Consider the following 26,516-nt stretch of genomic DNA (forward strand, 5'->3'; position numbering starts at 1 on the left):
TTTTTAGCTATTATTTACTTAAATTGAAATAAAATTGAAAGAATTTACTTATGTTTAAATAATTTGTTTATTTTTGAATTTCTAACTTAGACGTTAAAGTTAGAAGTTTCTCTTTTTCCAAAAACCAATTTTATCTTTTGAATTAAGGATTGTCAATCCTAAGAATATTTAAAAGTTAATAACAGGTTTTAATGATAAAAAATTACGCAGTTTTCTTTATTTTTTGGTTCTTTAATTTTGCTTTTTCACAACAAGAAATAACAGTAACAGGAATTGTTATTGATGCCCGAACGCAGAATCCGCTCGAAAATGTAGTGGTGACGATACAGAACACAGCTGTGATGCAGCTTACTTCAAAATCGGGAAAATTTGAACTTCATATATTTCCCAAAAAAGAACAATTACTTTTACTAAGAAGCCAAGGATACAAAGATTTTCTTTTGAAAGTAAAGTCCAATGCCGGACAGAATATTAATCTCGGAATATTACAGTTAGAAGACACTTATTCAGATGAGGTTCCTGCTGCATTAATCACTTTATCAGATAGCGATTTCTCAGAGGATAATAGTTCGTCTGAAATGACTTCGGGACTTTTGCAATCATCAAGAGATGCTTTTATGCAGGCGGCAGCTTTCAATTGGGGACAAGCTCGATTTCGCATGCGTGGTTTAGACAGCGAAAATGCAATCACGATGCTTAACGGAATGGCAATGAACAAAATCTACGATGGCAGACCGCAATGGAGCAATTGGGGAGGTTTAAACAATGTGCTTAGAAATCAGGAATTCTCGGTTGGAACTGCAGCTTCCAATTATACTTTTGGAGGTATTTTAGGCACACAGCAGATTTTTACACGCGCTTCTTTGTATAGAAAAGGAGCGTCGCTCACGTTTTCTGGAAGCAATACCACTTATTTATGGCGAGCAAACGGAACTTATGCCTCAGGAATGAATGCTTCTGGGTGGGCTTTTGTGGTATCAGCTGGAAAACGCTGGGCCGATGAAGGATATTTTGAAGGCACAAATTTCGATGCCAATTCTTTTTTTCTTAGTGTTGAAAAGAAATTAAACAGCAGGAATTCAATCAATTTTACAGGATTTTATACGCCAAATTCACGAGGAAAGAACTCAGCGAATACTAGTGAAGTAACCGATTTAATGAGCGAAAAATACAACTCATATTGGGGATTTCAGAACGGTGAAAAGAGAAATGCAAGAACAAAAAATGTAGAAGAGCCACTGTTTATGCTCAATCACTATTTTAAAATTGATGATAAAACCAATCTGAATTCAGGTATAATGTATCAGTTCGGAAAAGTTGGAAATAGCAATATCGATTACCAAAATGCTGATAGTCCCGATCCTGTTTATTATAAAAAAATGCCAAGTTATTTTAGTTCGCTTTATGCTAAAGATCAAGGAGAGTTTTCGGGTGAATTTACCCCAGATTATGAAAATGCAGAAAAAAGCAAAATAGCATTTTTAGCAAATCCCCAGATTAATTGGAACGAAATGTATTTTGCCAATCAAAAAATGGAACAGAGTAGTTATGTGCCTGCGCAGAGCCATTACGTGCTTTATGAAGACAGAACAGATGATCGAACTTTGGCAGTAAACTCAAATCTAAATACACAGATAACACCTAATATTTCTTTTGATGGCGGATTTACTTTTAAGAAATTAAAATCGCATAATTTTCAGTATTTATTGGATCTTCTTGGCGGGGCCTATTTTGAAGATATAGATCCGTTTTACAAAGGAAATCTTTCGCAATCAGATTTGCTGCATCCAAATCGTCAAGTCGTAAAAGGAGATATTTACGGATACAATTACAATTTATTGGCTAATACTTTAGATGTTTTTACGCAGTTTAAATTTAGTTATAATAAAACAGAATTCTTCTTGACACAATCTTATTCGATGACAGATTATCAGAGAGAAGGATTGTATCAAAATGGATTGTATCCGACAAATTCTTTAGGAAAAAGTGAGAAAGTAAATTTTGAGAATTTCGGTTTCAAAGGCGGTTTCACTTATAAAATTTCAGGAAAACAATTGTTGTTTTTTAATGCCGCACATTTTACAAGAGCACCTTCTCTGCGGAATACTTTTTCAAATTCACGTTTGAATAATAATGTCGTAGACGGAATTGAAAGTGAAAATATCAGCAGTGCTGAGGCTAATTATGTATATCGTTCAGCAAAACTCAAATTACGCTTAACAGCCTATTATACAGCAATTAAAAATACTTCCAGAACTTCTTATTTCTTTGCTGAAGGTATTTTTGACAATGGTTCTGGTTATGATTCGACAAATGCATTTGTCAGCCAGACTCTGACCAACTTGGATAAGAAAAATACGGGAGCAGAATTAAGTTTTGAATATCAAATTTGGCCAACATTAAAAACAACTTTCTCGGCAGCATTTGGAAATTACGTCTATACCAGTAACCCAAATGTAATGATTGTAAATGATGCCAATAGAGAAAAAGAAGGAGCGCAAACCACTTTTGATTTTGGACCCGCTTATTTAAAGAATTACAAACAGCCGGGAACTCCTCAGCAAGCCTATTCATTTGGAGTAGAATATCGTGATCCGAAGTTTTGGTGGATTGGAAGCAATATCAATTATTTGGCAGAGAGTTATATAGATGTTTCGCCAATTTCTAGAACATCTCAATTTTACATCAATCCGGCAAATGGTTTTCCTTTTCCTGAGGCAACTTCCGAAAGAGGGAATGAATTGCTAAAACAAGAAAAATTTGAACCTGTCATGTTGCTGAATTTTAACGGAGGCAAATCTTGGCGTATTCATAAAAAATATGTGGGACTTTTTGCCAGTGTCAATAATGTTTTGGATTTAATATATAAAACAGGCGGTTTTGAACAGGCAAGAAATGCCAATTTTAGAGCATTGAATCAAGATGTTTCAAGCGGAACACCATCTTTTGGACCAAGATATTATTATGGTTATGGACGAACTTATTTTCTAAATCTTACAATCGGTTTATAAAACAGAAAACCTTATTTCTCATGAAAAAAATTATTTTATTGTTTGCATTATCCCTAATTAGTTGCACTAAAGAAGTTGAAACTCCAAAATTAGCGTGCACTCAGCCCAATCTTCCTGTAAATAAAAGTGTAGAAAAAGTCTATGAGCTTTCGGGTACAACAGCGAAACAATATTTGTATGACGACATTATTGAAGCTTACGTAGTTTCGAGCGACGAAGGAGGCAATTTTTTTAAGACTATTTCATTGCAGACCAAAGAAACTGAAAAAGCGCTAGCAATTGGTTTCAGCGTGCCTATTGATGCCACAAATACTTATATTGATTACCGAGTGGGAAATAAAGTGTTTGTAAAACTTAAAAATCAATTTACAGATTTGTATTACGGCGGTTTAAGAATTGGGAGTTTGTATGTGAGTAATGCTGGTGATCCGACAATTGGCAGAATTTCCCAAAACGAATATAAAAATGTATTAAACGCTTCGTGCACAAATATAGACGAGAACCAGTTGGTTAAATCACTTTCTGTGGAAGAAGCGCTTTCAGATTCTAAGCTAAATACTTTGATAGAATTAAAAGATGTGGAATTTACCGAAGCCGCATTAGGACGCCATTATTTTGAAGAATCTAATAATGTTGGAGGTTCAACAAACTGGTATTTGAGAGACAAAACAGGAAATCAGATTATTTTTAGAACCAGTAGTTATGCAAAATTTGCAGATCATGCTGTACCGGAAGGAAGCGGAAAAGTGAAAGGAATTCTAACCAAATTTGGTACAGATTATCAATTTATGGTTCGATACGAAAGTGATATTGTGATGAATGGAAAAAGAAATACTCCATTTTTTTCAGAAGATTTTCAGTCTGTTAAAAACAATGTCAATTTTGCACTTCCGGGATGGAGCAACATTGTAGAGAAAGCAACAAAACTCTGGAAAAGTATGGTATATTCTGGTAATGGCTATGCAGAATTCAATACAACAAGCACAACTGCAGCCGAGAACGTGGCTTGGCTTGTTTCGCCTAAAATAAATCTAACGGGATATAAAAATGCAGTGCTTTCTTTTAGAAGTGCGCAACACGATCTGAAAATTGATTCTCCGTTAAATACATTAGAGGTTTACGTTTCAACTAATTTTGATGGCGCAAGCGTGACCAAAGCAAAATGGACAAAATTGGAAGCAAAAGTTCCAACACTTTTGACTCCATCGCGTGAGTTCATCAGTTCTGGCGGAATCGATCTTTCGGCTTATTCTGGAAACATAAATATTGCCTTTAAATACATCGGATCAGGAAAAGACAAAACATTAAATGGTGCTTTTATGGTTGACGATATTAAGATATTTGGAGAAAAATAAGGCATGAATTTTATTTTTATAAATAATGTATTGATTTTTAGTGTTTTGTTTAAAAGTTTGTAGTTTTTGTATTTCAAATAGTTAAAATCTAAATGAATTTTGTACTTTGGTCATCCCAAATCAATACAAATACCACATGAAAACCTACTTTATTGCCATCTTATGGATGGTGTTTCCTTTCTTGATGCACAGTCAAGACAACGTTAAGCTAAAGCAGATCAACATTGTAAAAACAAATTACCAAAACTCTAAAGACGGAGAAATTGTTAACAAAACAATGGTTTTTAAAGACGGTAAGCTTCAAACAATAACCACTTCAGATGTTGTACAGCATTTTTATTACAACAAAAACGGATTGCTGGATATGACTGTAAAAGATAAGGTAGGAAGCGACTGGAAAGAAGTAATCAACTATACTTATAACGCCGACAACAATATTACCAAATTTGTAAAAAAATACCAGGAAGGTCCAAATTACATTACCAAGACTGTTTCATTTGTGTATGAAGGAGCAAGAGTAAAAGTAACAACAAAAAAGAGCACCAATCATCAGAATTTAGTAGATGATATTGAATATCTTGTTGAAAACGGAATTATTGTAAGACGTACGTCACGCGATAGAAACAAGGCCATCATTGGAAAACTAGAATACGTTTATGTAAACGATAATGTGTCAAGACATAAAGGATTGGTTGGAGATAAAATCTCTAAATCATTTACTTATGATGATAAAAAATCGGTTGATCAGTTAATCGTTCAAAGTCTTTTTGGAGATAATTACAAAGTAATTGTACCTATGATTTCATATCACGAAGAAGAATTTGAGTTTGAATCAATTTCTTATAATAATGAAGTTAATTTCAGTCCATCATCTACAGCATTAGTTGCAATAAGCAGAAAATACAAATACAACAAATTAAACTATCCGATTTCTTGCTCTCAGATAGAAGAAAACGGAATTGTGAAAACGGAAAAAACGTTTATTTACGAATAAGGGTTTTAAACTTAGACCATTCATTTGAAAAGTGGAACTTTAGTTGAGTTTATCTTAACGGGTTCCATTTTTTTTGTAATGTATTCTTTTAAATATAAATGTAAAAACAAAATTGTATAATTGATTGTAGCTGACAAATGATTAAATTTGCACCTTATTCAAGACTATGTTAGAAAAAGAAGTTATAAATTTTGAGAGAACAGTAATTGTTGGTATTGTCACTCAGAATCAAAGTGAAGAAAAACTAAATGAATATTTAGACGAATTGGAGTTTCTGACTTTTACCGCGGGAGGTGAAGTTATTAAACGCTTTTCGCAAAAAATGGAACGCCCTAATCCGAAGACTTTTGTGGGTACAGGGAAAATTGATGACATCAATCTTTTTGTAAAAGAAAACAAAATATCGACTGTAATTTTTGATGATGAATTAACGCCATCTCAGCAGAAAAATATATCAAGAATTATTGACTGTAAAATTCTAGACCGAACAAACTTAATTCTAGACATTTTTGCGCAAAGAGCCGAAACTTCATATGCAAGAACTCAGGTAGAATTGGCACAATGTCAATATTTACTTCCGAGACTTTCTGGTTTATGGACACACCTTGAACGTCAAAAAGGGGGTATTGGTATGCGTGGACCTGGAGAAACAGAGATTGAAACCGATAGACGTATTGTGCGTGACCGAATTTCGTTATTGAAAGATAAAATCAAAACAATCGACAAACAAATGAGTATTCAGCGAAGCAATCGCGGAGCAATGGTCCGTGTAGCTCTTGTTGGATATACCAATGTCGGAAAATCGACTTTGATGAATGCAATTGGTAAAAGTGATGTTTTTGTTGAGAATAAATTGTTTGCAACTTTAGATACAACAGTTAGAAAAGTGGTGATTAAAAACCTTCCTTTTTTACTTTCTGATACGGTAGGATTTATTCGAAAACTGCCAACACAATTGGTTGATTCTTTTAAAAGTACCTTAGATGAGGTTCGTGAAGCGGATTTATTGCTTCATGTGGTAGATATTTCGCATCCAGATTTTGAAGATCATATCGAGTCTGTAAATAAGACTTTACAGGAAATAAAAAGCAACGACAAACCAACTATTATGGTTTTTAATAAAATCGATGCCTACAAACATCTTACTATCGATGAAGATGATTTGATTACAGAAAGAACGAGAAAACACTGGACACTTGACGAGTGGAAACAAACTTGGATGAGTAATGTAGGGCAGGATAAAGCGTTGTTTATTTCTGCCAGAAACAAAGAGAATTTCGAAGAATTTAGAGAAACAGTTTATGAAGCGGTTCGCCAGATTCATATTACGCGTTTTCCTTACAACAATTTTTTGTATCCAGATTATAAGGATGCAGTTGAAAAGGATGAAGAAGAATAAAGGAACGGCTTTTGAGAAATCAAAAGCCGTTTTTTGTTTTGTTGCAGATTAAAAATTTAAAAGAATTTAATCTAAATAATTCCTTAATCTGCGGTATTCATATTTTTTTAAATCTATTTGTTGAAATCTTGCTCATGCAATAATTAAAACCCAAAATTAACGCCTAGACCAAATACTTCTCTAGTTTGAAGTCCGGCAAATGCATTATCATCATAAATAGCCTGAAACGATAAATTAGCAGATAGAAACTTGTTGATTTTCATTATAACATTTAGGGAATAATTTATATCGACATTTTGTGGGTCTTCGAGATAATTGGAATAAAGGTTAAGTGTGTTTTCGGCAGTCACGTTTGTCATGATCGCCAATTTATAATAAACTGAAGCATAAAAACCAAGCTCGTAACGTATGCTTTTGCCTTCATCAACGCCAAAATAACTGCCGTCTACATATGGCAATCCTGTAAATCTATCAATTCCAGTTGTATAGGCGCTGTCTACGAAAGTGAATTTTGAAGTTAGCGGAGCAAAATTTATTTTAAGATTGTCATCTTTTGTCCAGTAAATACCTGGCCCTGTGGTAAGATATCCAGGAGACATAAATTTGGTTTGTTCAGTCCTTATTTGCTTTCCATTGGCATCTTGATCATAAATGTAGCCAGTTGAAAATTGTGTTCTAAAATTTAAGAAGTATGAATAATACCATTCTCCAAAGGCTCTTTTTCCGAGAATAGAATTGAATTCTAAACGGTCATCTGTTTTTTTTGTGAAGTCATCATTTTTGGTTTGAAGAAGACCGTACGATGCTAAAATTTTGTTGTCCCAAGTTAAATCGTCTTTTTTGTAATTGAAATCATAATTGATTCCTAATGTTCCAGAAAAGCTATCTTCTCCACCTGCAATCCAGTTGTTAAAACTCGATTGGTTTAATAAAAGGGAAACAGTTCCTTTTGTTTTCCACCCTTCTCCTTCTATAGTATCGTTAATTTTTTTTACTGCTTTTTCAGTATTTTGAATTAACTCTTTTTCTGAATTTTGGGCTTGTACAAATGTGAAATTTACTAAAATGAAAAGTAATAGGGTTAGCTTTCTCATGGTCTTTAGTTTAGAAGTGTATTACCAAATATACTAAAAACCAATGGAAAGTTAAGGTTTGCTGTAGTGTTATTGCAGGTTATTTCTTAGACTCTTTGTATAAAGGCACTGCCGAACATGCTTCGCCGTACATAATACTGCGGGCAAATGGCTGTAAATAATTCGTAGCTAAAATGTAAGCGCGCATAGGAACTGGCTTTCTAGAACAGCCTTTTACAATGACCGGTTTGCCTTTGTAAACAGAGTAATCTATTTTGCTTAAAAGCTCTTCATAAAGGCTTGCGTCAAGATCTTCTATAGTTCCGTTTACTACTTTTTTAGCAAAAGGAGCCAGATGAACACCAACTAAAATTAATGCCCAAGCCGGAATAATCGCATCTGTACTGCAGTTTACAGCTACATATTGATCCTGATATTGTGACCAATCGTGATTTTTAAGATGTTCTCTAAAGTCCTTTTCTTTCAATAAAAATCCTTCCAAAAGCCATTGCGAAATGTCAATCTGCACTCGCATTCCTTTTGGGTAATAATCCTCAAGATCAAAAACTTCTAAAGCACTATTGGCAACTTTATTGATTATTTCTTCCATTTTTTTTAGTTTTCAGTCACAGTCACAGTAGCAGTTTTTAACTGAGACTGTGACTGTAAACTGTATACTTTTTTAAAGCATTCCTAATTCTAATTTAGCTTCTTCGCTCATTAAATCTTTGCTCCAAGGCGGGTCAAAAGTAATTTCAACATCAACATCTTTAATGTTTTCGATTGCTTTTACTTTTTCTTCTACTTCTCTTGGCAAACTTTCTGCAACCGGGCAGTTTGGTGAAGTCAGCGTCATAAGGATTTTTACTTCGTAATCTGTATTTACCATTACGTCGTAAATTAAACCTAATTCGTAAATATCTACTGGAATCTCAGGATCGTAAATGCCTTTTAAAACTCTTACGATTGATTCTCCTAATTCGTTTGTGTCTATTTCTTGTTCCATTTTGTGTATTTGTTTTACCATTAAGAGATTAAGAAAATTAAGTTTTACAGTTTACTTAATTCCCTTCTAATTACTTAGAAAATTAAGCATAAAGCTTTATGAACCTTAATGCCTTAATGGTTTAAAATTTCTTAATTTTTGTTTTTAGCATTAAAAGCCAAAGCGTACATTTTGATGTTTTTGATCATCGAAACCAAACCGTTGGCACGAGTTGCAGATAAATGTTCTTTTAGGCCGATTTCGTCTATAAAATCAGTATCAGCTTCCAGAATATCTTTTGCTTTTTGATTAGAGAAAGCACGAATTAAAATCGCAATTATTCCTTTCGTTAAAATAGCATCACTGTCTGCTGTAAAAACGATTTTATCGTCTTGTTCTTCACCCTGCAGCCAAACTTTTGACTGGCAGCCTTTGATTAAATTATTGTCGGTTTTGTATTCTTCTTTAATTAACGGAAGACTTTTTCCTAGTTCGATAATGTATTCATAACGCTGCATCCAATCGTCGAACATTGAAAATTCGTCTATTATTTCGTCTTGTATTTCTTTTATCGTCATAATTATTCTTTAGCAAAATCAACTAATAAGTTTACTAGTTTCTCGATTTCTTTTGGCGGAAAACCATTGTCAAAACCTGCAGTTTCGTATGTTTTTCCGTCTTTAGTTATTTTTAAATTTCCTATTGCGGCGCCGTCATACGTGCGTTTGTCTGTTGGTGCTTTTAAGGAAGAAAGACTTTCTAAATTTACTTTTGAATAGGCATCAACAATTTTATTCCATTTTGCATCATCAATATTGCTTTTAACAGCTTCGGCGTTGCGTTCTTTAACAACAGAAACCGATTTATTTTGGACTACAATACTTTTGTAATAGCCTCTCGACATTGCAGAATATTCAATTTGTGTAGATTTCATATCTGCTTTTTTTTGACTGCAGCATCCCGTAGCAATAAAAAGCGTCAGGAGTAATAATGATACTATTCGCATATAATTTGTTTTTGTTAGCTTAACATAGTTTGTGCTTTCTTAACTGCATCAACCATTTGATCGATTTCCTCTTTAGTATTATAGAAAGAAAACGAAGCACGAATTGTTCCCGGAATACAAAAGAAATTCATAATGGGTTGTGCGCAATGATGTCCAGTTCTAACGGCAATTCCTAATTTATCTATAATAGAACCAACATCATACGGATGGATTCCATCAATATTAAACGAAACTACAGAAGCTTTATTTTTGGTGTTTCCGTAAATTCGAATACCTTCAATTTCGTTAAGACGATTTGTAGCGTGTTCTAAAAGTTCGTGTTCGTAAGCCTGAATGTTTTCGAAACCAACACTGTTTAAATAATCAATAGCAGTTCCTAAAACAATTCCGCCAGCTATGTTTGGCGTTCCCGCTTCAAATTTATGAGGTAAATCTGCGTAAGTTGTTTTTTCGAAAGTCACCTCTTTGATCATTTCACCACCACCTTGATATGGAGGAAGCTTGTTCAGCCATTCTTCTTTTCCGTACAAAATTCCAGTTCCCGTTGGACCGCATATTTTATGGCCAGAAAAAGCATAAAAATCACAGTCTAATTCCTGAACATCTGGTTTTAAATGCGGAACTGCCTGCGCGCCGTCAATTAAAACTGCGGCGCCAATTGCATGCGCTTTGTCAATAATATATTTGATTGGATTGATTACACCCAACGCATTTGAAATATGATTTACAGTAACAATTTTCGTTTTATCTGAAAGCAGTTTATCAAATTCCTCAATAATTAATTCTCCATTTTCATCAATTGGAATTACTTTCAAAATAGCACCTGTTTTTTCGCATAACATCTGCCAAGGCACAATATTACTGTGATGTTCCAAAGAAGAAACAACCACTTCATCACCCGGTTTTAAGATCGAAGCAAATCCGTTTGCAACTAAATTAATACCATGTGTTGTTCCTGAAGTAAAAAGCACTTCATGGGCATGTTTTGCGTTGATGTGATCTTTTACTTTTCCTCGCGCAACCTCATAAGCATCAGTTGCTAACTGGCTTAAAGTGTGAACGCCACGGTGAATGTTGGCATTAATTTCGTTATAATATTTTACTTCAGCATCAATTACAACTTGTGGTTTTTGCGAAGTAGCTCCGTTGTCGAAATATACTAATGGCTTTCCGTTTACAGTTTGTGAAAGTATCGGGAAATCAGCTCTTATTTTTTGAATATCTAGCATGTCTTATTTAGAAAAAATCTATTTACAAAAGTACTAAAACTAAATTTGTTTATACAGTAATTCTATAATTTCCTTTTATGGCGCCATTGTTACAGGAGCAAATACTTATTCTGCAAAAAATGATTTGCTTTTCTGAATTATCCGAAACAGATTTCTAATTTGAGTTCTAAAATCGTGAACATAAATTATTTATATTGCAATAAAAATACTAACTCATCATGAAAAAATTTCTCAAAGTACTTTTGCTTGTATTGGTTCTTGCTTTTTTGTATTTCGGATTTACAACTTATCCGAAACTTGATTTAATTTCGGGTTTTTCGGCCAAAAGTGTTGCGTCAGGTCATTTTATTGACAATCGTCCGTTGGATTTAATTCAGAAAACCGACAATGATATCAATTTGGTTGATTTGGCTAAAAACTCAATCGATGATGCTGGGAAATTTGCTATTTCTTCTGTTTACGGATTGAAAGAACGAAAAGCAATTTACCGAGAAGGCTTAGGAGCGACTTTGATTAACGATGATTTTGATATTACAAAACCATATCTGCTTCCAAAAAGAACAAAATTAGAAAACAATCTTCCTTTTCCATACGGAAATAATGAACCAAAAGATTCTGTTTTTGCGAATATTGATTATTCCAAATTGAAAAAAGCGGTTGATAATGCGTTTGATAAAACGGGAGGAAGAATTAAAAGAACTCGTGCAGTTGTGGTTTTATACAAAGATCATTTAATTGCCGAAAAGTATGATACAGGATTTAACAAAGACAGTAAAATTTTAGGTTGGTCGATGACCAAAAGTATTACAAGTTCTGCTTTTGGAGTTCTAGCAAAACAAGGAAAAATCGATATTTATAAACCTGCACCAGTTGCAGAATGGCAAAATGATGAACGAAAAAACATTACGCTTAACGATTTGCTTCACATGAATTCTGGTTTAGAATGGGAAGAGAATTACAGCACAATTTGCGATGCAACAAAAATGCTTTTTCAAGCAGAAGATATGGGTAAAGTACAATTGGAAAAACCTGCTCAGTTCAAACCAAACACACATTGGAATTATTCTTCAGGAACAACCAATTTATTGTCACTGATTTTAAGAAGGCATTTTAAAACACAGCAAGAATATCTAGATTTTTGGTACAGTGCCGTAATCGACAAAATCGGAATGAATTCGATGATTGTTGAACAAGATATGTCTGGAACTTTTGTAGGATCGTCATACGGATGGGCAACTCCAAGAGACTGGTCAAAATTTGGATTATTATATCTTCATAAAGGAAACTGGAACGGAGAGCAAATCCTTGATGAAAGCTGGGTAAAATATACAGCAACTCCAACCAATACTTCTGAAGGAAAATACGGAGCACAATTCTGGTTAAACGCAGGAGGAAAATTCCCAGATGTTCCTCGTGATATGTTTTATTGTAGTGGTTACCAAGGTCAAATGGTTGCGATTATTCCATCAAAAGATATGGTAATCGTGAGAATGGGTGTGAGAGAAGAGGAACCTGGATTTGATTTTAATGGGTTTTTGAAGGGGATAATTTCTTCGGTAAAAAAATAAATTATGAAGAAACTATTTCATCCTATTGTTTTATTAATAATCGGTTTTGTTTTAAATGGAATTGCTTGGTCTACCAATATTGGTCATCCATTTAATACGATCTGTTTGTTACTTGGATTGGGATTGTTTTTCTTAGGTATTATATTATCAATAATAAGAATTAGAGGATGATATTTAACCGCAAAGACACTAAGTAAAAAAGCACAAAGTTCGCAAAGCTTATTAAAAAACTTTGCGAACCTTGCGTAAAACTTAGCGCTCTTTCCGGTTAAGTTAATTACAAATCAAACCCTAAATTCACGCCCAATTTCATGGCAATGATTTTAGTAATTCTTTGTTTTAATTCTGGTATTTTGATGCTTTCGATAACGGCATTTGAGAATGCGTACATCAATAAAGCTTTAGCTTCTTTTTTCGGGATTCCGCGAGACTGCATGTAGAACATTGCTGTTTCATCAAGCTGTCCAACAGTACATCCGTGAGAACATTTTACATCATCAGCAAAAATTTCCAATTGTGGTTTCGCGTTGATAGTAGCTTTATCGCTCAATAAAATGTTGTTGCTTTTTTGGAAAGCATTTGTTTTTTGAGCTTCTTTTTCTACCAAGACTTTTCCGTTGAAAACTCCTGTCGAACGATCAGAGAAAATTCCTTTATAATCTTGGAAACTTTCGCAGTTCGGCGTTGCGTGGTTTACCAAAGTATAATGGTCAACGTGTTGTTTATCATTTAAGATAGAAATTCCATTAAGCGTACTTGTTAATCTTTCTCCGAAATGGTAAAAGTTTAAATTGTTACGAGTTAAATTTCCTCCAAATGAGAAAGTATGAACAGACGCATGGCTTTCTTGCTGTTGAGAAACGTAAGTATTGTCAATTAAATTCGCTTCGTTATTATCGTTTTGAATTTTGTAATAATCAACAATCGCACGTTTTTGAGCAAAAATCTCAGTAACAGAGTTTGTTAAAACTGGATTTTCATTCAAACTTTGGTGGCGCTCAATAATTTGAACATGTGAATTTTCGCCCACAATAACCAAATTTCTTGGCTGAACCATTAAAGCAGCTTCATTTCCAGTTGAGAAATACATGATCTCAATTGGTTTGTCCGCTACTTTTTTCTTTGGGATATTGATAAATGCACCTTCAATTGCAAAAGCCGTATTCAATGAAGTCAAGCTGTCATCTTTACTCGCAATTTGATTAAAGTAGGTATCAATAACCATTTTATATTTTGGTTTGGTCAATGCCGAAGACATTAAGCAAACATCGATTCCATCGTGGGTTGTAGAAGACAAATGCGAACTGAAAACCCCATCGATAAATACTAATTTGTAAGTGTCAATTTCGTGTAAAAAGTATTTTTTTACTTGGTTAAATTCGATTGCATTTTCCTGCTTTGGAAAAACCGTAAAGTCATTTTTTAAGATGGCATTTAGCGATGTATATTTCCAAGCTTCTTCTTTTTTGGTTGGGAAACCTTTATTTTCGAAGTTTTTTAAGGCATTTGTGCGTATGTCATGTAAATCTGAATGTACATCGACACGCTCTTCAAAAGCCATAAAAGACGATACTAATTTTTCTTTTAAATCCATTTTCTTAGTTGTAAGTTATGAGTTATGAGTTATGAGTTTTTGCAAACTGCAAACTGTAACTCTAAACTAGTTTTCTGCCTTGATCCAATCGTAACCCTTTTCCTCTAGCTCATACGCTAGCTCTTTTCCACCAGATTTTACGATTCTACCGTTATAAAGAACGTGAACGAAATCAGGAACGATATAATCTAACAAACGCTGGTAGTGTGTAATTACGATAATAGCGTTTTTGTCGCTTTTTAATTTGTTTACACCATTTGCAACGATTCTTAAAGCATCGATATCAAGACCAGAATCGGTTTCGTCAAGGATAGCTAATTTTGGCTCTAACATTGCCATTTGGAAAATCTCGTTTCTTTTTTTCTCTCCTCCAGAAAAACCTTCGTTAAGAGAACGGGAAAGAAATTTACGGTCAATTTCTAATAATTCAGATTTCTCACGAATTACTTTCAACATTTCGTTAGCAGGCATTTCTTCTTGTCCGTTTGCTTTACGAGTTTCGTTGATAGCCGTTTTCATGAAGTTAGTAACGCTAACTCCAGGAATCTCTACCGGATATTGAAAAGAAAGGAAAACTCCTTTGTGCGCTCTTTCTTCAGGAGCTAAATCAGCAAGATCTTCTCCGTCAAGAATTACTTCACCATCTGTAACTTCATAGTTTTCGTTTCCTGCAATCACAGCAGAAAGTGTACTTTTTCCAGAACCGTTTGGTCCCATAATAGCGTGAACTTCTCCAGCTTTTACTTCTATATTAATTCCTTTAAGGATTTCTTTATCACCAATTGCGGCGTGAAGGTTTTTTATTGATAACATCTTTTTTTTGTTTAAAGTTTCAAGTTTCAAGTTCTCAGTTGTGCTGAAAAGCGAAACTTTGAAAAATCTTTTATTTTAATATGATATAAAATTCTTTTTTAATGGTTGCAAAAGTAAGTTTCGGATCAAAAACTTGAAACCTGAAACCTGAAACTTTTTTAACCTACAGATCCTTCTAAAGAAATCTCTAATAATTTTTGTGCTTCAACAGCAAATTCCATTGGAAGTTTGTTTAAGACATCTTTACTGAAACCGTTTACAATTAAGGCAATCGCTTTTTCAGTCGGAATACCTCTTTGGTTGCAATAGAAAACCTGATCTTCTCCAATTTTACTTGTAGTTGCTTCGTGCTCGATTTTTGCTGTTGGATTTTTACTTTCGATATAAGGGAAAGTATGTGCACCACAATTGTTACCCATTAATAATGAGTCGCATTGAGAAAAGTTTCTTGCATTCTCTGCTCTTGGCGAGATTTGCACTAAACCACGGTAGCTGTTTTGAGATTTTCCAGCCGAAATACCTTTAGAAATAATAGTCGATTTAGTGTTTTTTCCTAAATGGATCATTTTTGTTCCAGTATCAGCTTGTTGGAAATTATTGGTTACAGCGATAGAATAAAATTCTCCTACTGAATTATCTCCTTTCAATACACAAGAAGGATATTTCCAAGTTACAGCAGAACCCGTTTCAACCTGTGTCCATGAAATTTTAGCGTTTGTTTCGCATAAACCTCTTTTGGTTACAAAGTTGTAAACTCCACCTTTTCCTTCTTTATTTCCAGGGAACCAGTTTTGAACGGTTGAATATTTAATTTCAGCATCATCCAAAGCTATCAGTTCAACCACAGCAGCGTGTAATTGATTTTCGTCACGGCTTGGAGCTGTACATCCTTCAAGGTAAGAAACGTAGCTTCCTTCGTCAGCAATAACTAGAGTTCTTTCGAACTGTCCAGTTCCTGCCTGATTAATTCTGAAATAAGTTGAAAGTTCCATTGGGCATTTTACGCCTTTTGGAATATAACAGAAACTTCCGTCAGAGAAAACTGCTGAGTTTAATGCTGCATAGAAGTTATCTTTTTGAGGTACAACAGTTCCTAAATATTTTTTAACTAATTCAGGATGTTCTTTAATAGCTTCAGAAATCGGACAAAAAATAATTCCTTTTTCTGCTAAAGTTTTTTTGAAAGTTGTGGCTACCGAAACAGAATCGACTACAATATCCATTGCGATATTGTTCATTTTTTTCTGTTCGTCGATAGAAATTCCTAACTTTTTATACATCTCTAATAATTCTGGATCAACATCGTCTAGAGTTTTATTAGGATCTACTTGTTTTGGAGCTGAATAATATGAAATTGCCTGAAAATCTGGTTTTTCATAACTTACATTTGCCCATTCTGGCTCGATCATTTCTTTCCAAGCGCGGAAAGCTTCAATACGCCATTCGGTCATCCATTCAGGTTCTTCTTTTTTAAGAGAAATAGCTCTTACAATCTCTTCGTTTAAGCCAATAGGGAAAGTTTCAGATTCTATATTGGTATAAAATCCGTACTCATATTCTTTAGTTTCCAGTTCGATCTTTAAATCGTCTTCGGTGTATTTGCTCATTATTTTTGTTGTTGTCTAATGTTTTGAAGTCTAAATTCGAAAAGTCAATCAAAGTCTTTATGACTTGAGAACTTTCAGCTTTTGACTAAAGAGAAAATGATTCTCCGCATCCGCAAGTTCTGCTCGCGTTAGGATTATTGAAAACAAATCCTTTTCCGTTTAATCCGCCGGAAAATTCCAAGATTGTTCCAGCTAAATAAAGGAATGATTTTTTTTCAACAGCAATAGATATATCGTTGTCTACAAATATTTTGTCGTCGTCGTTTTTGGTTTTATCAAATTTTAACTCATAAGATAAACCAGAGCATCCGCCGCTTTTAACACCAACTCTTACGTAGTCGTGCGCAGCATCAAAACCGTCGTCTTTCATTAAGTCGATGATTTTCTTTTTGGCAGTATCAGAAACTTTTATCATGGTTCTTAGATGTTTGTTTTTAATGACTTTTTATTTCTGTATAAAAAATATTACAGATTTAAAGTGCTAATTTTCAATGTTAAATAGAAATTGTCTGCAAAGATACGACTTAAAAACCTTTTTCCATAACGGTTCACATTATTATAACAAATGAGAAAATAGATAATACTTATTTTGACAAAATCAATCTTAAAAACAGTTCTAAAATTTAAAAAGAAATCCTTTTTTAGAATTAAGCTGCAAATATCGCTCCTAAATGTTAAAAAACAAGTATTTCTACTGATTAAAGCCATTTTTTATTCAATTATTTTTGCAAAAAATTTGGAGTAATTATGAAAAAACAAAATGAAATAAAGTGGTTTAAACCCATGTTTGCTATAATTTTTGTTTTAGGAGTAGGTGCTGTGGTCTGGGTTTTTAGCAGTGAACCTGATAAGAATAATAGCGAAGTAAAAGAGGAAAGTATTGCCAATACCATCTCATTTGAAAGTAAGGAAACAAGTGAGCAAAAGAATATTTTGGATTCTCTAAATACATTAAAAAATGCATACGATCAGGCTATTTTAGAAAAAACAGCTTTATCTAAAGAATTAGAGTTAGAGCGTAAAAATGTTGAGAACTTAGTCGCAATTATTAAAGCTTCTAATAATCCATCGGCGGAGCAGATTAGAGTTTATAGAAATCAGCTTTCAGATTTGAATGCGTCATTAGAAAACAGAGTTCAGGAAATTAAAAAACTGAAATCTCAAAATAAAAATTTATTGACCGAGATCGAAACCCAGAATGTTGTCATGTATAAACAAAAGTTAGAAAATGACACTTTGGTTTCTAAACAAAAAAAGTTAGAATCGACTTTAAAGGACGCTTCAAAATTGTATTTAAGCAATTTTAAAGCAGTTGCGCTTCGTGAAAAAAGTTCTGGAGCCGAATTGGAAACAACGAAAGCAAAGAATACAAAAAAACTTAAAATTAGTTTTACTGTTAACGGAAATGCCGTTGCAAAAACAGGAAAAAGAGTTTTTTATGTTCAAGTTTTAGATCAGAAAAACACTGTTTTGGGTGATAATAAGCTAATTGAGTTTGGTAATGATAAAGCGCTTGTTTACAGTTTTATAGTAAGTACAGATTTTCAAGGCAAATCGGTAAATGCATACGGAATTTTGAATGCTGACCAGTTTAAGAAGGGAACTTATTTTGTGAATTACTTTGATAAGCAGGAAATAATGGGAAGCACTTCGGTAACTTTAGAATAAAAGTTTTTTTGACTTTAAAATTTAGCAAAAGGAGTTTGAATTTTCTAGCTTTGTTCTTTTAGAAAATTATTCTCATGAAACTTTACCCAATAGAATCCGGAAATTTTAAATTAGACGGGGGCGCAATGTTTGGTGTTGTTCCGAAGACAATCTGGAACAAGACAAATCCTGCCGATGCCAATAATTTAATTGATATTGCTGCTCGATGTTTATTGATTGAAGATGGAAATCGTCTCATTTTGATCGACACAGGAATGGGCGATAAACAATCAGAAAAGTTTTTTGGGTATTATTCGCTTTGGGGATCGCATTCTTTAGATAAATCTTTAGCGAAATATGGTTTTAACCGAGACGATATTACAGACGTTTTTATGACGCATCTTCATTTTGATCATTGTGGCGGAAGCGTTCAGTGGAATTCGGATAAAACGGGTTACGAACCAGCTTTTAAAAACGCTAAATTTTGGACAAACGAAAATCATTGGGAATGGGCAACAAAACCTAATGCCCGTGAAAAAGCATCTTTTTTGTCTGAAAATATTCTGCCAATGCAGGAAAGCGGCCAATTACATTTTATTGAGAGACCTGAATCTGATTTTGGCTTTTCTAAAGAATTAAACTTTGATATCTATTACGTTGACGGCCATACCGAAAAGCAAATGATTCCGTACATAAAATACCAAGATAAAACGATTGTTTTTTGTGCCGATTTATTAGCAACAGCGGGACATATTCCGTTGCCGTATGTTATGGGTTACGATACGCGACCTTTGCTGACAATGCCGGAGAAATCAAAGTTCTTGAATTTGGCTGCAGATAACAATCATTATTTGTTTCTGGAACACGATGCCCACAATCAAATAATTACTGTTGAACATACCGAAAAAGGTGTTCGATTGAAAGATGTTTTTACTTGCGAAGAAATTTTGTAGCAAAATCAAATAAAAAAATCCCGCTTTCAACATTCTGAAAATGGGATTTTTAAATCAAATTAAATTCTAACCTATTCTATTATTACTTTCTTCGCAGAAGCAACATCTCCATTGATTAAGTATATATAATAAATTCCTTTTGGCAATCCAGATAAATTGATTGTATTATCTGTGTTTGCATTGTTTAAAGTAAAAGATTTTACCAATTGCCCTAATGAGTTGTAAACTGTTGCTTTGTCTAAAGCGATATTGTTAATGTTTATTTCTCCTTTTGTCGGGTTAGGATATACAATGACTTGACTAAATTCAGATTTGTCAATCCCTAGACTTTTACAAGTATTAGAATACGTGGTAGTCGATTCTTTGATGTTCGACCAATTTGCATTTGAATAATTCTCATCATCAACTTGTATACAGCTTAGAGACGTAAGTCCTAAGAAAGTGGTATACAATGCAGCAGCAGATTTCTTTCCAGTATTTGATGGCAGAATAAAATTAGCATTGTTTCCGTTTCGAAGATTTAAGTAAACCAAAGGGTTATTAACAACATAAACAATTCTAAGTCTAGTATTTTTGGATAAATCTAATGTCGTAAGCTGATTTGAAGAAGCATTCAACGTTTCTAATTCCAGATTTTTGCTTACATCTACAGTTGTCAATTGATTATTACTGACATCCAAAGTAATCAGTGAGGTAAAATATTCTATTCCGGTTAGATCTGTTACATTACTGTTTGAAAGATTTAAATTTGTAACAGAACTTGCATTTGCTATAGTAATTTTTCCGTTTAAACCGTCTGTATCTATTCCTAAATCGATTAACTTTTGTTCAAATCGTGAATCTGGAATTAAAATATTATCACAGTTTTCACTAAAAGATGCTGTTGCGTCTTTTGCTGTTGGCCAATTGGTATTAGAATATGTAACATTGTCAACTTGGATGCAAGTTAAATCTGGATTTTGCTTGAAATTTAAATCGATAGTAGCTAATAATGCATTATTTCCATTTTTTAAATTTAATGCTGTCAGCTTATTGTTTTTGCAGTCTAAATTAGTCAGAGCATTATTTTTAGATAAGTCTAGACTTTTCAGCTGATTATCTGAACAATAAAGTTCTTTTAAAAGAATATTGTCAGATAAATCTATGGAAATTAACTGGTTATTAAAAAAGTTAAGATGGAATAATGCACTATTTTTAGTAACATCAAGGCTTGTTAATTGATTTGAATAACATTCTAAATAATACATTAAAGTATTTTTTGACACGTCAAGAGTTGTTAGTTTGTTCAATCCGCATTCTAACCCAAGTAAGTTTAAATTTTTTGTAACATTTAATGTCGTTAACTGATTCCCAAAACAATAAAATTGTTCTAATAAGGTATTGTTGGAAACGTCAATATTGGTTAACTGATTATTTACAGAATATAAATTTTTTAAAGCCAGATTTTTTGAGATGTTTACATTTTGTAATTTATTGTTACTGCATTGTAATGTTATCAAACTAGTATTGTTGCTAAGATCTAAAGTTGTCAACAGATTTTGTTCACAATATAAAGTCTTAAGGTTTTTATTATTTGAAAGATCTAAAGATGCAAGACTATTTTTTGCGCAATTTAAAGTAGTAAGAGATGTAAAATCTTGTAATCCGGTTAAATCCGAAATACTTTTTGAAGATACATTCAAACTTGTAATGTTTGAAATATTTGCAGTAAGAACTTTACCATTCGGAATACCAGAATCATAGCCCAAAGCAATGAGTCTGTTTTCAAAATTAATATCTGGAATTAAGGTATAATTACCGCATACAACATTAAATGACGCACCAGCATCTTTTTTGTCAGACCAGTTTGTATTGGCATAAATTACATTATCAACCTGAATACAAGTTAAATTAGGGTTGTTAATAAAGGTTGTATAGAAAAGTTCGAAATTATTGTTGTTTCCGTTCTTTAAATTAAGATATGTTAAGTTATTGTCATTGCACGATATTTCGGTAATTTTTGGATTTTTAGAAATATCTAAATCTGTAATCTTATTGAAATGACAGTTTAACATGTATAATTCTGGATTATGCCATACATCAATGCTTGTCAATTCATTATAATGGCACATCAATTGTTCCAATAGAATGTTTTGAGAAACATCTAAACTTTTAATTTTATTTTGGTGACAAACTACAGAAATTAATTTTTTATTGTTTGATACGTTTAAACTTGTTAGTTCGTTAATTCCACAATTTAAATCACTTAACTCTACATTTTTATCGATGTTTAAACTTGTCAATTTATTGCTTCCGCACCATAAACTTTTCAAAGCAAGATTTTTATCTACATTCAAAGTAGTTAACAGATTGTCTCCGCAGTTTATACTCTGTAGCGCTACATTGTTGTCAATATTTAAGGACGTTATTTTGTTGGAATTGGTAGCTAATTCAGTTAATAATGTATTTGCAGTGACATTTAAACTGGTTAATGCATTAGAAGAACAATTTAAACCGGTCAAGTTGATGTTATTATAAATATCTAATGCTAGTAATTTGTTTTTCTGACAATCTAAATTTTCTAATGCTGTATTTGTACTTAAATCTAATGCCGTTAGTTGATTATTGCCAATATTTAAAAAAGTCAATTTTGTATTTTTTGAAAGATTGACACTTGTTAGAGAATTTCGGCTTGCAATTAAAGTTTGTAAAGAGGTAAAGTTTTCAATTCCTGTCAAGTCTGAAATAGAACTTCTTGAAACATCCAAACTAGTTACAGATGAAATGCTTGAAGTCAAAACCTTTCCATCTGCAGTACCAGTATCGATGCCTAGGTCAATCAATTTATTTTCAAAATTAATATCTGGAATAGATGTATATTTGTCTATGACAGAAACATTGTCAACCAAAATTTGAGAAGACGTTGTTCCTGTAACCCAAATCATAACTCCGATATTTCTAGTGGCAGTAGCTACATAGTCAAATTCAATTTTTCTCCATTGGGAGTTAGAAGTAGTATTGTCTGTAATACCTGTAATTTTTGTCTGCCAAATATCAGAATCTATAAGTCTTAATTCGATAGAAGTAAAAGAACCAGAGGCTAATTTATGGTATGCTGTAACTCGATAAGTTTTACCAGTTTCTACAGGAAATTTTGTGTCAGTATAGAAAAAATGAAACGTGCCGCTTGTGATTTCGACTTTTGCACTAGAATTTCCATTTTGAGCATCAGAATCCTGATAAAGCAGACCATTAGCATAGCGTGCCCATTCATTTGGTTGAGAGTAAGGCGTCCAGTTCTCAAAATCTCCATTCGGAACTAAGTTTGTCTGAGCATAAAAAGAAAAATTTGCCAATAATAGCAGTAAAAGTAATTTTGATTTCATAGGCTAAATTATGAGTGCGACAATAATACGACATTAGAAGTGTAATTCATTACGTAAAGCCGTAAAGACTATATTATTTGTTGATTTTTTGACGATTCAAACCATGATAAGTATACTTTCCATTCGACGGGAATTATATTCATAATAATTTGACAAGTAAGTGTTTGCGAATGCCATAGTTTTCAGTATTTTCAACCAAAATTTCATAACACATTGTTAACAGTTAGTTTTTTGTAACAAAAAAGCATAATTTAGACCCATCTTTTAACTTTACTTATATTTATAGATACATGAGTCATATAAAACCTCTTAAATTATCTGCTTTTGCATTGCTTGTTTTAGCAGGATGCAGCGCTACAGTTCAAGCGCAGGTTTCTACTTCAAAGGAGTTTATTACAGCGCCGGCGGCGGTTGTGAAAAAAGCGCCTCTTAGCGAAAATGAATTAAAAAGATGGAGCCATCTTGATTTAATAAAAGATTCTATTCCAGGAATGAGTGTTGACAAAGCTTATGCTGAATTGCTGCAAGGTAAAAAAGGGCAGAAAGTAATTGTAGGAGTTGTAGATTCTGGTGTAGATATCGAACACGAAGATTTGCAGGGAATGATCTGGACGAATAAAAAAGAAATTCCAGGAAACGGAATCGATGATGATAAAAACGGATTTATCGATGACGTTCACGGATGGAATTTCCTTGGAGATGCCGTTCACGAAAACCTAGAAATGACACGTATCGTAAAAAAAGCTGATGATGGTTCTCCAGAATACAAAGCAGCTTTGGCGCAATATACAGAGAAATATGAAAAAGCGTTAAAAGATAAACAGCAAGTAGACTTTTTGCTTGAGGTTCACAATACCATTAAAAAAGAGCTTAATAAGTCAACATACAAAATAGAAGACTTAAGCGCGATTACTTCAACAGACCCTAAAGTGGCAAGAAGTAAAGCAATTATGACTCAGATTTTTACAAATGCAGGTCCAACTTTTGATCCAGAAGCTGATTTCGGAGAATATAAAGAACAAGTTGACGACCAATTAAACTACAACTTGAACAAAGAATACGACGGAAGAAAAATTGTTGGCGATAATCCTGAAGATATTAAAAACAACCGTTATGGTAATAATGTAGTTTTTGGTCCAGATAAAGAAAAAGCATTGCACGGAACTCACGTTGCAGGAATTATTGCTCAGGTTAGAGGAAATAATTTAGGTGGAGACGGAGTAGCAAACAATGTTGAAATTTTGACTGTTAGAGCCGTTCCAGACGGAGATGAGTATGATAAAGATATTGCTTTGGCAATTCGTTATGCAGTAGACAATGGAGCAAAAGTAATCAACGGAAGTTTTGGAAAAAGCTTTTCTCCACACAAACAATGGGTTTATGATGCTATTGCCTATGCAGCTAAAAAAGACGTTTTAATTGTTCATGCAGCAGGTAACGATGGTTATAATATTGATGAAGCAAAAAACATCAATTATCCGAACGATTCTAAAGACAACGTAAAAGAGTTTGCAGACAATTTAATTACAATTGGAGCGATTAATAAATCGTATGGAGAAAATGTTGTGGCTCCATTCTCAAACTTCGGAAAAATCAACGTAGACGTTTTTGCTCCAGGTGAAGAAATCTATGCAACAGTTCCAAACAATAAATACAAATATTTGCAAGGAACATCAATGGCATCTCCAAATGCGGCAGGTGTTGCAGCATTGATTCGTTCATATTATCCAAAATTAAAAGCAGCTCAAGTTAAAAAGATTTTAATGGATTCTGGAGTAGCGCTTCCTTCAATGGTTGTTTTGGGTGAAAGCGAAAATCCAGGTGAAAGCCCAAAAGCAGTTTCTTCTGTAGAATCATCAAAAACAGCTAAGATGGTAAACGCTTATAATGCTTTATTAATGGCTGAAAAGATGTCTAAAAAATAAACAATAATACACTATTAATCCAATGGAAGGGCGAAAGCTCTTCCATTTTCTATTACATATTAACATGCGAAAAATTATTTTACTTTCTTTCCTTAGCCTAGGGTTTAATTCGGCTTTTGCACAAAGCGCTCCATATTGGCAGCAGCACGCTGACTATAAAATGGAGGTTTCGATGGATGTAAAAAACTATCAGTACAAAGGAAAACAAGAATTGGTTTATACCAACAACTCTTCTGATACTCTAAAAAAAGTATTCTATCATTTATATCCAAATGCTTTTCAACCAGGAAGCGAAATGGATGCGCGTCTTCATTTTATTAAAGATCCAGACGGAAGAATGGTAAACAAAGTAAAACAAGCTGACGGAAAAGAAGTAAAACAAAGCCGTATTGAAACTTTAAAACCTAACGAAATTGGGTATTTAAAAATCACAAACTTCAAACAAGATGGTGTTACTGCTCAAACGAGAGTTTCAGGAACAATCTTAGAAGTGACTTTGGCAAAACCAATCCTACCAAATTCTAAAACGACTTTTACATTAGATTTTGACGGACAAGTTCCAGTTCAGATTCGTCGTTCAGGAAGAAATAATTCTGAAGGAGTAGAACTTTCTATGTCACAATGGTATCCAAAATTAGCTGAATTTGATTTTGAAGGATGGCATGCAGATCCTTACATCGCAAGAGAATTTCATGGCGTTTGGGGTAATTTTGATGTAAAAATTACAATCGATAAAGATTACACAATTGGTGGTTCAGGATATTTACAAGACAAAAATTCAATTGGTCACGGTTACCAAGATGCAGGCGTAACGGTAACATATCCTAAAAAAGCAAAAACGTTGACTTGGCATTTTATTGCGCCAAATGTTCACGATTTTACTTGGGCTGCCGATAAAGAATATACTCATGATATTGTAAAAGGACCAAACGATGTTGATTTGCATTTCTTCTACAAAAACAACGAAAAAACAACTGCAAACTGGAAACAGTTAGAGCCGTTGATGGTTAAAGTAATGGAATATTACAACCAAAGAGTTGGGGCGTATCCGTACAAACAATACTCATTTATTCAAGGTGGAGACGGTGGAATGGAGTATGCAATGTGTACTTTAATGTTAGGAAACGGAACTCTTGAAGGAATTCTAGGAACTGCAACGCACGAATTAGGACATTCTTGGTTCCAGCATATTCTGGCTTCAAACGAATCAAAACACCCTTGGATGGATGAAGGCTTTACAACTTACATTGAAGACAGTGCTTTGAATGAATTAAAAGGAGACAAAAAAGAAGTAAACCCTTTTGCTGGAAATTATAAAGCATATTACAGTTTAGTAAATTCTGGAAAAGAACAGCCACAGACAACTCACGGAGATCGTTATGACGAAAACCGTCCATACAGTATTTCTTCTTATATCAAAGGAAGTCTTTTCCTTTCTCAGTTAGAATATGTAATCGGAAAAGAGAATGTTGATGCAACTTTAAAAAGATATTTCAATGATTTCAAATTCAAACATCCAACTCCAAACGATATCAAAAGAACAGCTGAAAGGGTTTCCGGAGCTGAGTTAGATTGGTATTTGATTGATTGGACACAAACAACCAACACGATCGATTACGGAATTAAAGATGTTGCTGATAATGCAGGAAAAACAACAATTTCTTTAGAAAGAATTGGAAGAATGCCAATGCCAATCGATTTAAAAGTGGATTATACAGACGGAACATCTGAGACATTCTATATTCCGTTAAGAATGATGAATTTTGTTAAACCAAATCCAAATCCGAACGAAAAAAGAACAGTTCTAGAAGATTGGGCTTGGGCACAACAAAACTATAGTTTTACAATTGACAAAAACAAAACGTCAATCAAAAAAATCACTATTGATCCAAGCGGATTAATGGCTGACGTAAAACAAACGAACAATGTTTTTGAAGTGAAGTAAATTTCTCTTTTATGAATATAGAAAAAGCCCTTAAATTTATTTTAAGG

General features: G+C 33.5%; 20 protein-coding genes. 9 read left to right on the forward strand and 11 right to left on the reverse strand.

Going from position 1 to position 26,516, the window contains the following annotated elements; translation table 11 throughout:
• The first annotated feature begins 191 nt into the window (after positions 1 to 191).
• The 4 genes from FF52_RS12820 to hflX all read left to right on the forward strand — a co-directional run bounded on the left by FF52_RS12820 (position 192) and on the right by hflX (position 6,759).
• The gene (locus tag FF52_RS12820) at positions 192 to 3,011 is read left to right on the forward strand and encodes a carboxypeptidase-like regulatory domain-containing protein (RefSeq protein WP_008466052.1); all 2,820 of its coding nucleotides are present in this window, start codon (positions 192 to 194) and stop codon (positions 3,009 to 3,011) included.
• A 20-nt stretch (positions 3,012 to 3,031) separates the two neighbouring features.
• Positions 3,032 to 4,366, forward strand: a complete 1,335-nt coding sequence (locus FF52_RS12825) for a DUF5689 domain-containing protein (RefSeq protein WP_008466053.1) — start codon at positions 3,032 to 3,034, stop codon at positions 4,364 to 4,366.
• A 136-nt stretch (positions 4,367 to 4,502) separates the two neighbouring features.
• Positions 4,503 to 5,360, forward strand: a complete 858-nt coding sequence (locus FF52_RS12830) for a hypothetical protein (protein WP_008466054.1) — start codon at positions 4,503 to 4,505, stop codon at positions 5,358 to 5,360.
• Positions 5,361 to 5,526: 166 nt separating this feature from the next.
• On the forward strand, positions 5,527 to 6,759 hold the full coding sequence (hflX, locus tag FF52_RS12835; protein WP_008466055.1) for a GTPase HflX: 1,233 nt from the start codon (positions 5,527 to 5,529) through the stop codon (positions 6,757 to 6,759).
• Positions 6,760 to 6,902: 143 nt separating this feature from the next.
• Here the strand turns inward: hflX and FF52_RS12840 are convergent, their stop codons facing one another.
• The 6 genes from FF52_RS12840 to FF52_RS12865 form a co-directional block, all read right to left on the reverse strand.
• Entirely contained in the window at positions 6,903 to 7,853 is a 951-nt protein-coding gene (locus tag FF52_RS12840; RefSeq protein ID WP_008466056.1) for a DUF3078 domain-containing protein, read from the reverse strand.
• Between the two features lie 79 nt (positions 7,854 to 7,932).
• Complete coding sequence (locus FF52_RS12845; protein WP_008466057.1) at positions 7,933 to 8,442, reverse strand: DUF2480 family protein; 510 nt, start codon at positions 8,440 to 8,442, stop codon at positions 7,933 to 7,935.
• 72 nt (positions 8,443 to 8,514) lie between these two features.
• Complete coding sequence (locus FF52_RS12850; RefSeq protein ID WP_008466058.1) at positions 8,515 to 8,838, reverse strand: SUF system Fe-S cluster assembly protein; 324 nt, start codon at positions 8,836 to 8,838, stop codon at positions 8,515 to 8,517.
• A 131-nt stretch (positions 8,839 to 8,969) separates the two neighbouring features.
• Positions 8,970 to 9,395, reverse strand: coding sequence for a SufE family protein (locus tag FF52_RS12855; protein ID WP_008466059.1), 426 nt, complete (start codon positions 9,393 to 9,395; stop codon positions 8,970 to 8,972).
• A gap of 2 nt (positions 9,396 to 9,397) precedes the next feature.
• A complete protein-coding gene (locus FF52_RS12860; protein ID WP_035691498.1) occupies positions 9,398 to 9,823 on the reverse strand; it encodes a hypothetical protein in 426 nt (141 codons plus the stop codon).
• Between the two features lie 14 nt (positions 9,824 to 9,837).
• Positions 9,838 to 11,052 (reverse strand): aminotransferase class V-fold PLP-dependent enzyme, encoded by a 1,215-nt coding sequence (locus FF52_RS12865; protein ID WP_008466064.1) that lies wholly within the window; start codon positions 11,050 to 11,052, stop codon positions 9,838 to 9,840.
• A 218-nt stretch (positions 11,053 to 11,270) separates the two neighbouring features.
• Here FF52_RS12865 and FF52_RS12870 point away from each other — a divergent pair, with 218 nt between their 5' ends.
• Complete coding sequence (locus FF52_RS12870) at positions 11,271 to 12,620, forward strand: serine hydrolase domain-containing protein (protein ID WP_008466066.1); 1,350 nt, start codon at positions 11,271 to 11,273, stop codon at positions 12,618 to 12,620.
• 277 nt (positions 12,621 to 12,897) lie between these two features.
• On the opposite strand, the gene sufD is transcribed toward FF52_RS12870, so the two are convergent.
• The 4 genes from sufD to FF52_RS12890 all read right to left on the reverse strand — a co-directional run bounded on the left by sufD (position 12,898) and on the right by FF52_RS12890 (position 17,049).
• Positions 12,898 to 14,214, reverse strand: coding sequence for a Fe-S cluster assembly protein SufD (gene sufD, locus FF52_RS12875; protein ID WP_008466068.1), 1,317 nt, complete (start codon positions 14,212 to 14,214; stop codon positions 12,898 to 12,900).
• 66 nt (positions 14,215 to 14,280) lie between these two features.
• A complete protein-coding gene (gene sufC, locus FF52_RS12880) occupies positions 14,281 to 15,027 on the reverse strand; it encodes a Fe-S cluster assembly ATPase SufC (RefSeq protein WP_008466070.1) in 747 nt (248 codons plus the stop codon).
• A gap of 158 nt (positions 15,028 to 15,185) precedes the next feature.
• Entirely contained in the window at positions 15,186 to 16,634 is a 1,449-nt protein-coding gene (sufB, locus tag FF52_RS12885) for a Fe-S cluster assembly protein SufB (protein ID WP_008466071.1), read from the reverse strand.
• Positions 16,635 to 16,719: 85 nt separating this feature from the next.
• Positions 16,720 to 17,049, reverse strand: coding sequence for a HesB/IscA family protein (locus FF52_RS12890; RefSeq protein WP_008466073.1), 330 nt, complete (start codon positions 17,047 to 17,049; stop codon positions 16,720 to 16,722).
• Between the two features lie 332 nt (positions 17,050 to 17,381).
• Here FF52_RS12890 and FF52_RS12895 point away from each other — a divergent pair, with 332 nt between their 5' ends.
• Both FF52_RS12895 and FF52_RS12900 read left to right on the forward strand, forming a co-directional pair.
• Positions 17,382 to 18,302, forward strand: coding sequence for a hypothetical protein (locus FF52_RS12895; protein WP_008466074.1), 921 nt, complete (start codon positions 17,382 to 17,384; stop codon positions 18,300 to 18,302).
• A 74-nt stretch (positions 18,303 to 18,376) separates the two neighbouring features.
• Complete coding sequence (locus tag FF52_RS12900) at positions 18,377 to 19,234, forward strand: MBL fold metallo-hydrolase (protein WP_008466075.1); 858 nt, start codon at positions 18,377 to 18,379, stop codon at positions 19,232 to 19,234.
• A gap of 71 nt (positions 19,235 to 19,305) precedes the next feature.
• Here FF52_RS12900 and FF52_RS12905 read toward each other — a convergent pair whose 3' ends face one another.
• On the reverse strand, positions 19,306 to 22,599 hold the full coding sequence (locus tag FF52_RS12905; protein ID WP_008466076.1) for a T9SS type A sorting domain-containing protein: 3,294 nt from the start codon (positions 22,597 to 22,599) through the stop codon (positions 19,306 to 19,308).
• Positions 22,600 to 22,889: 290 nt separating this feature from the next.
• Between FF52_RS12905 and FF52_RS12910 the strand changes: the two genes are divergently transcribed.
• Positions 22,890 to 24,524, forward strand: coding sequence for a S8 family peptidase (locus tag FF52_RS12910; RefSeq protein ID WP_008466077.1), 1,635 nt, complete (start codon positions 22,890 to 22,892; stop codon positions 24,522 to 24,524).
• A gap of 64 nt (positions 24,525 to 24,588) precedes the next feature.
• The gene (locus tag FF52_RS12915) at positions 24,589 to 26,469 is read left to right on the forward strand and encodes a M1 family metallopeptidase (protein WP_008466078.1); all 1,881 of its coding nucleotides are present in this window, start codon (positions 24,589 to 24,591) and stop codon (positions 26,467 to 26,469) included.
• Positions 26,470 to 26,516 lie beyond the last annotated feature (47 nt).

This window comes from Flavobacterium sp. F52 (genome assembly GCF_000278705.1).
GTDB classification, from domain to species: Bacteria; Bacteroidota; Bacteroidia; order Flavobacteriales; family Flavobacteriaceae; genus Flavobacterium; species Flavobacterium anhuiense.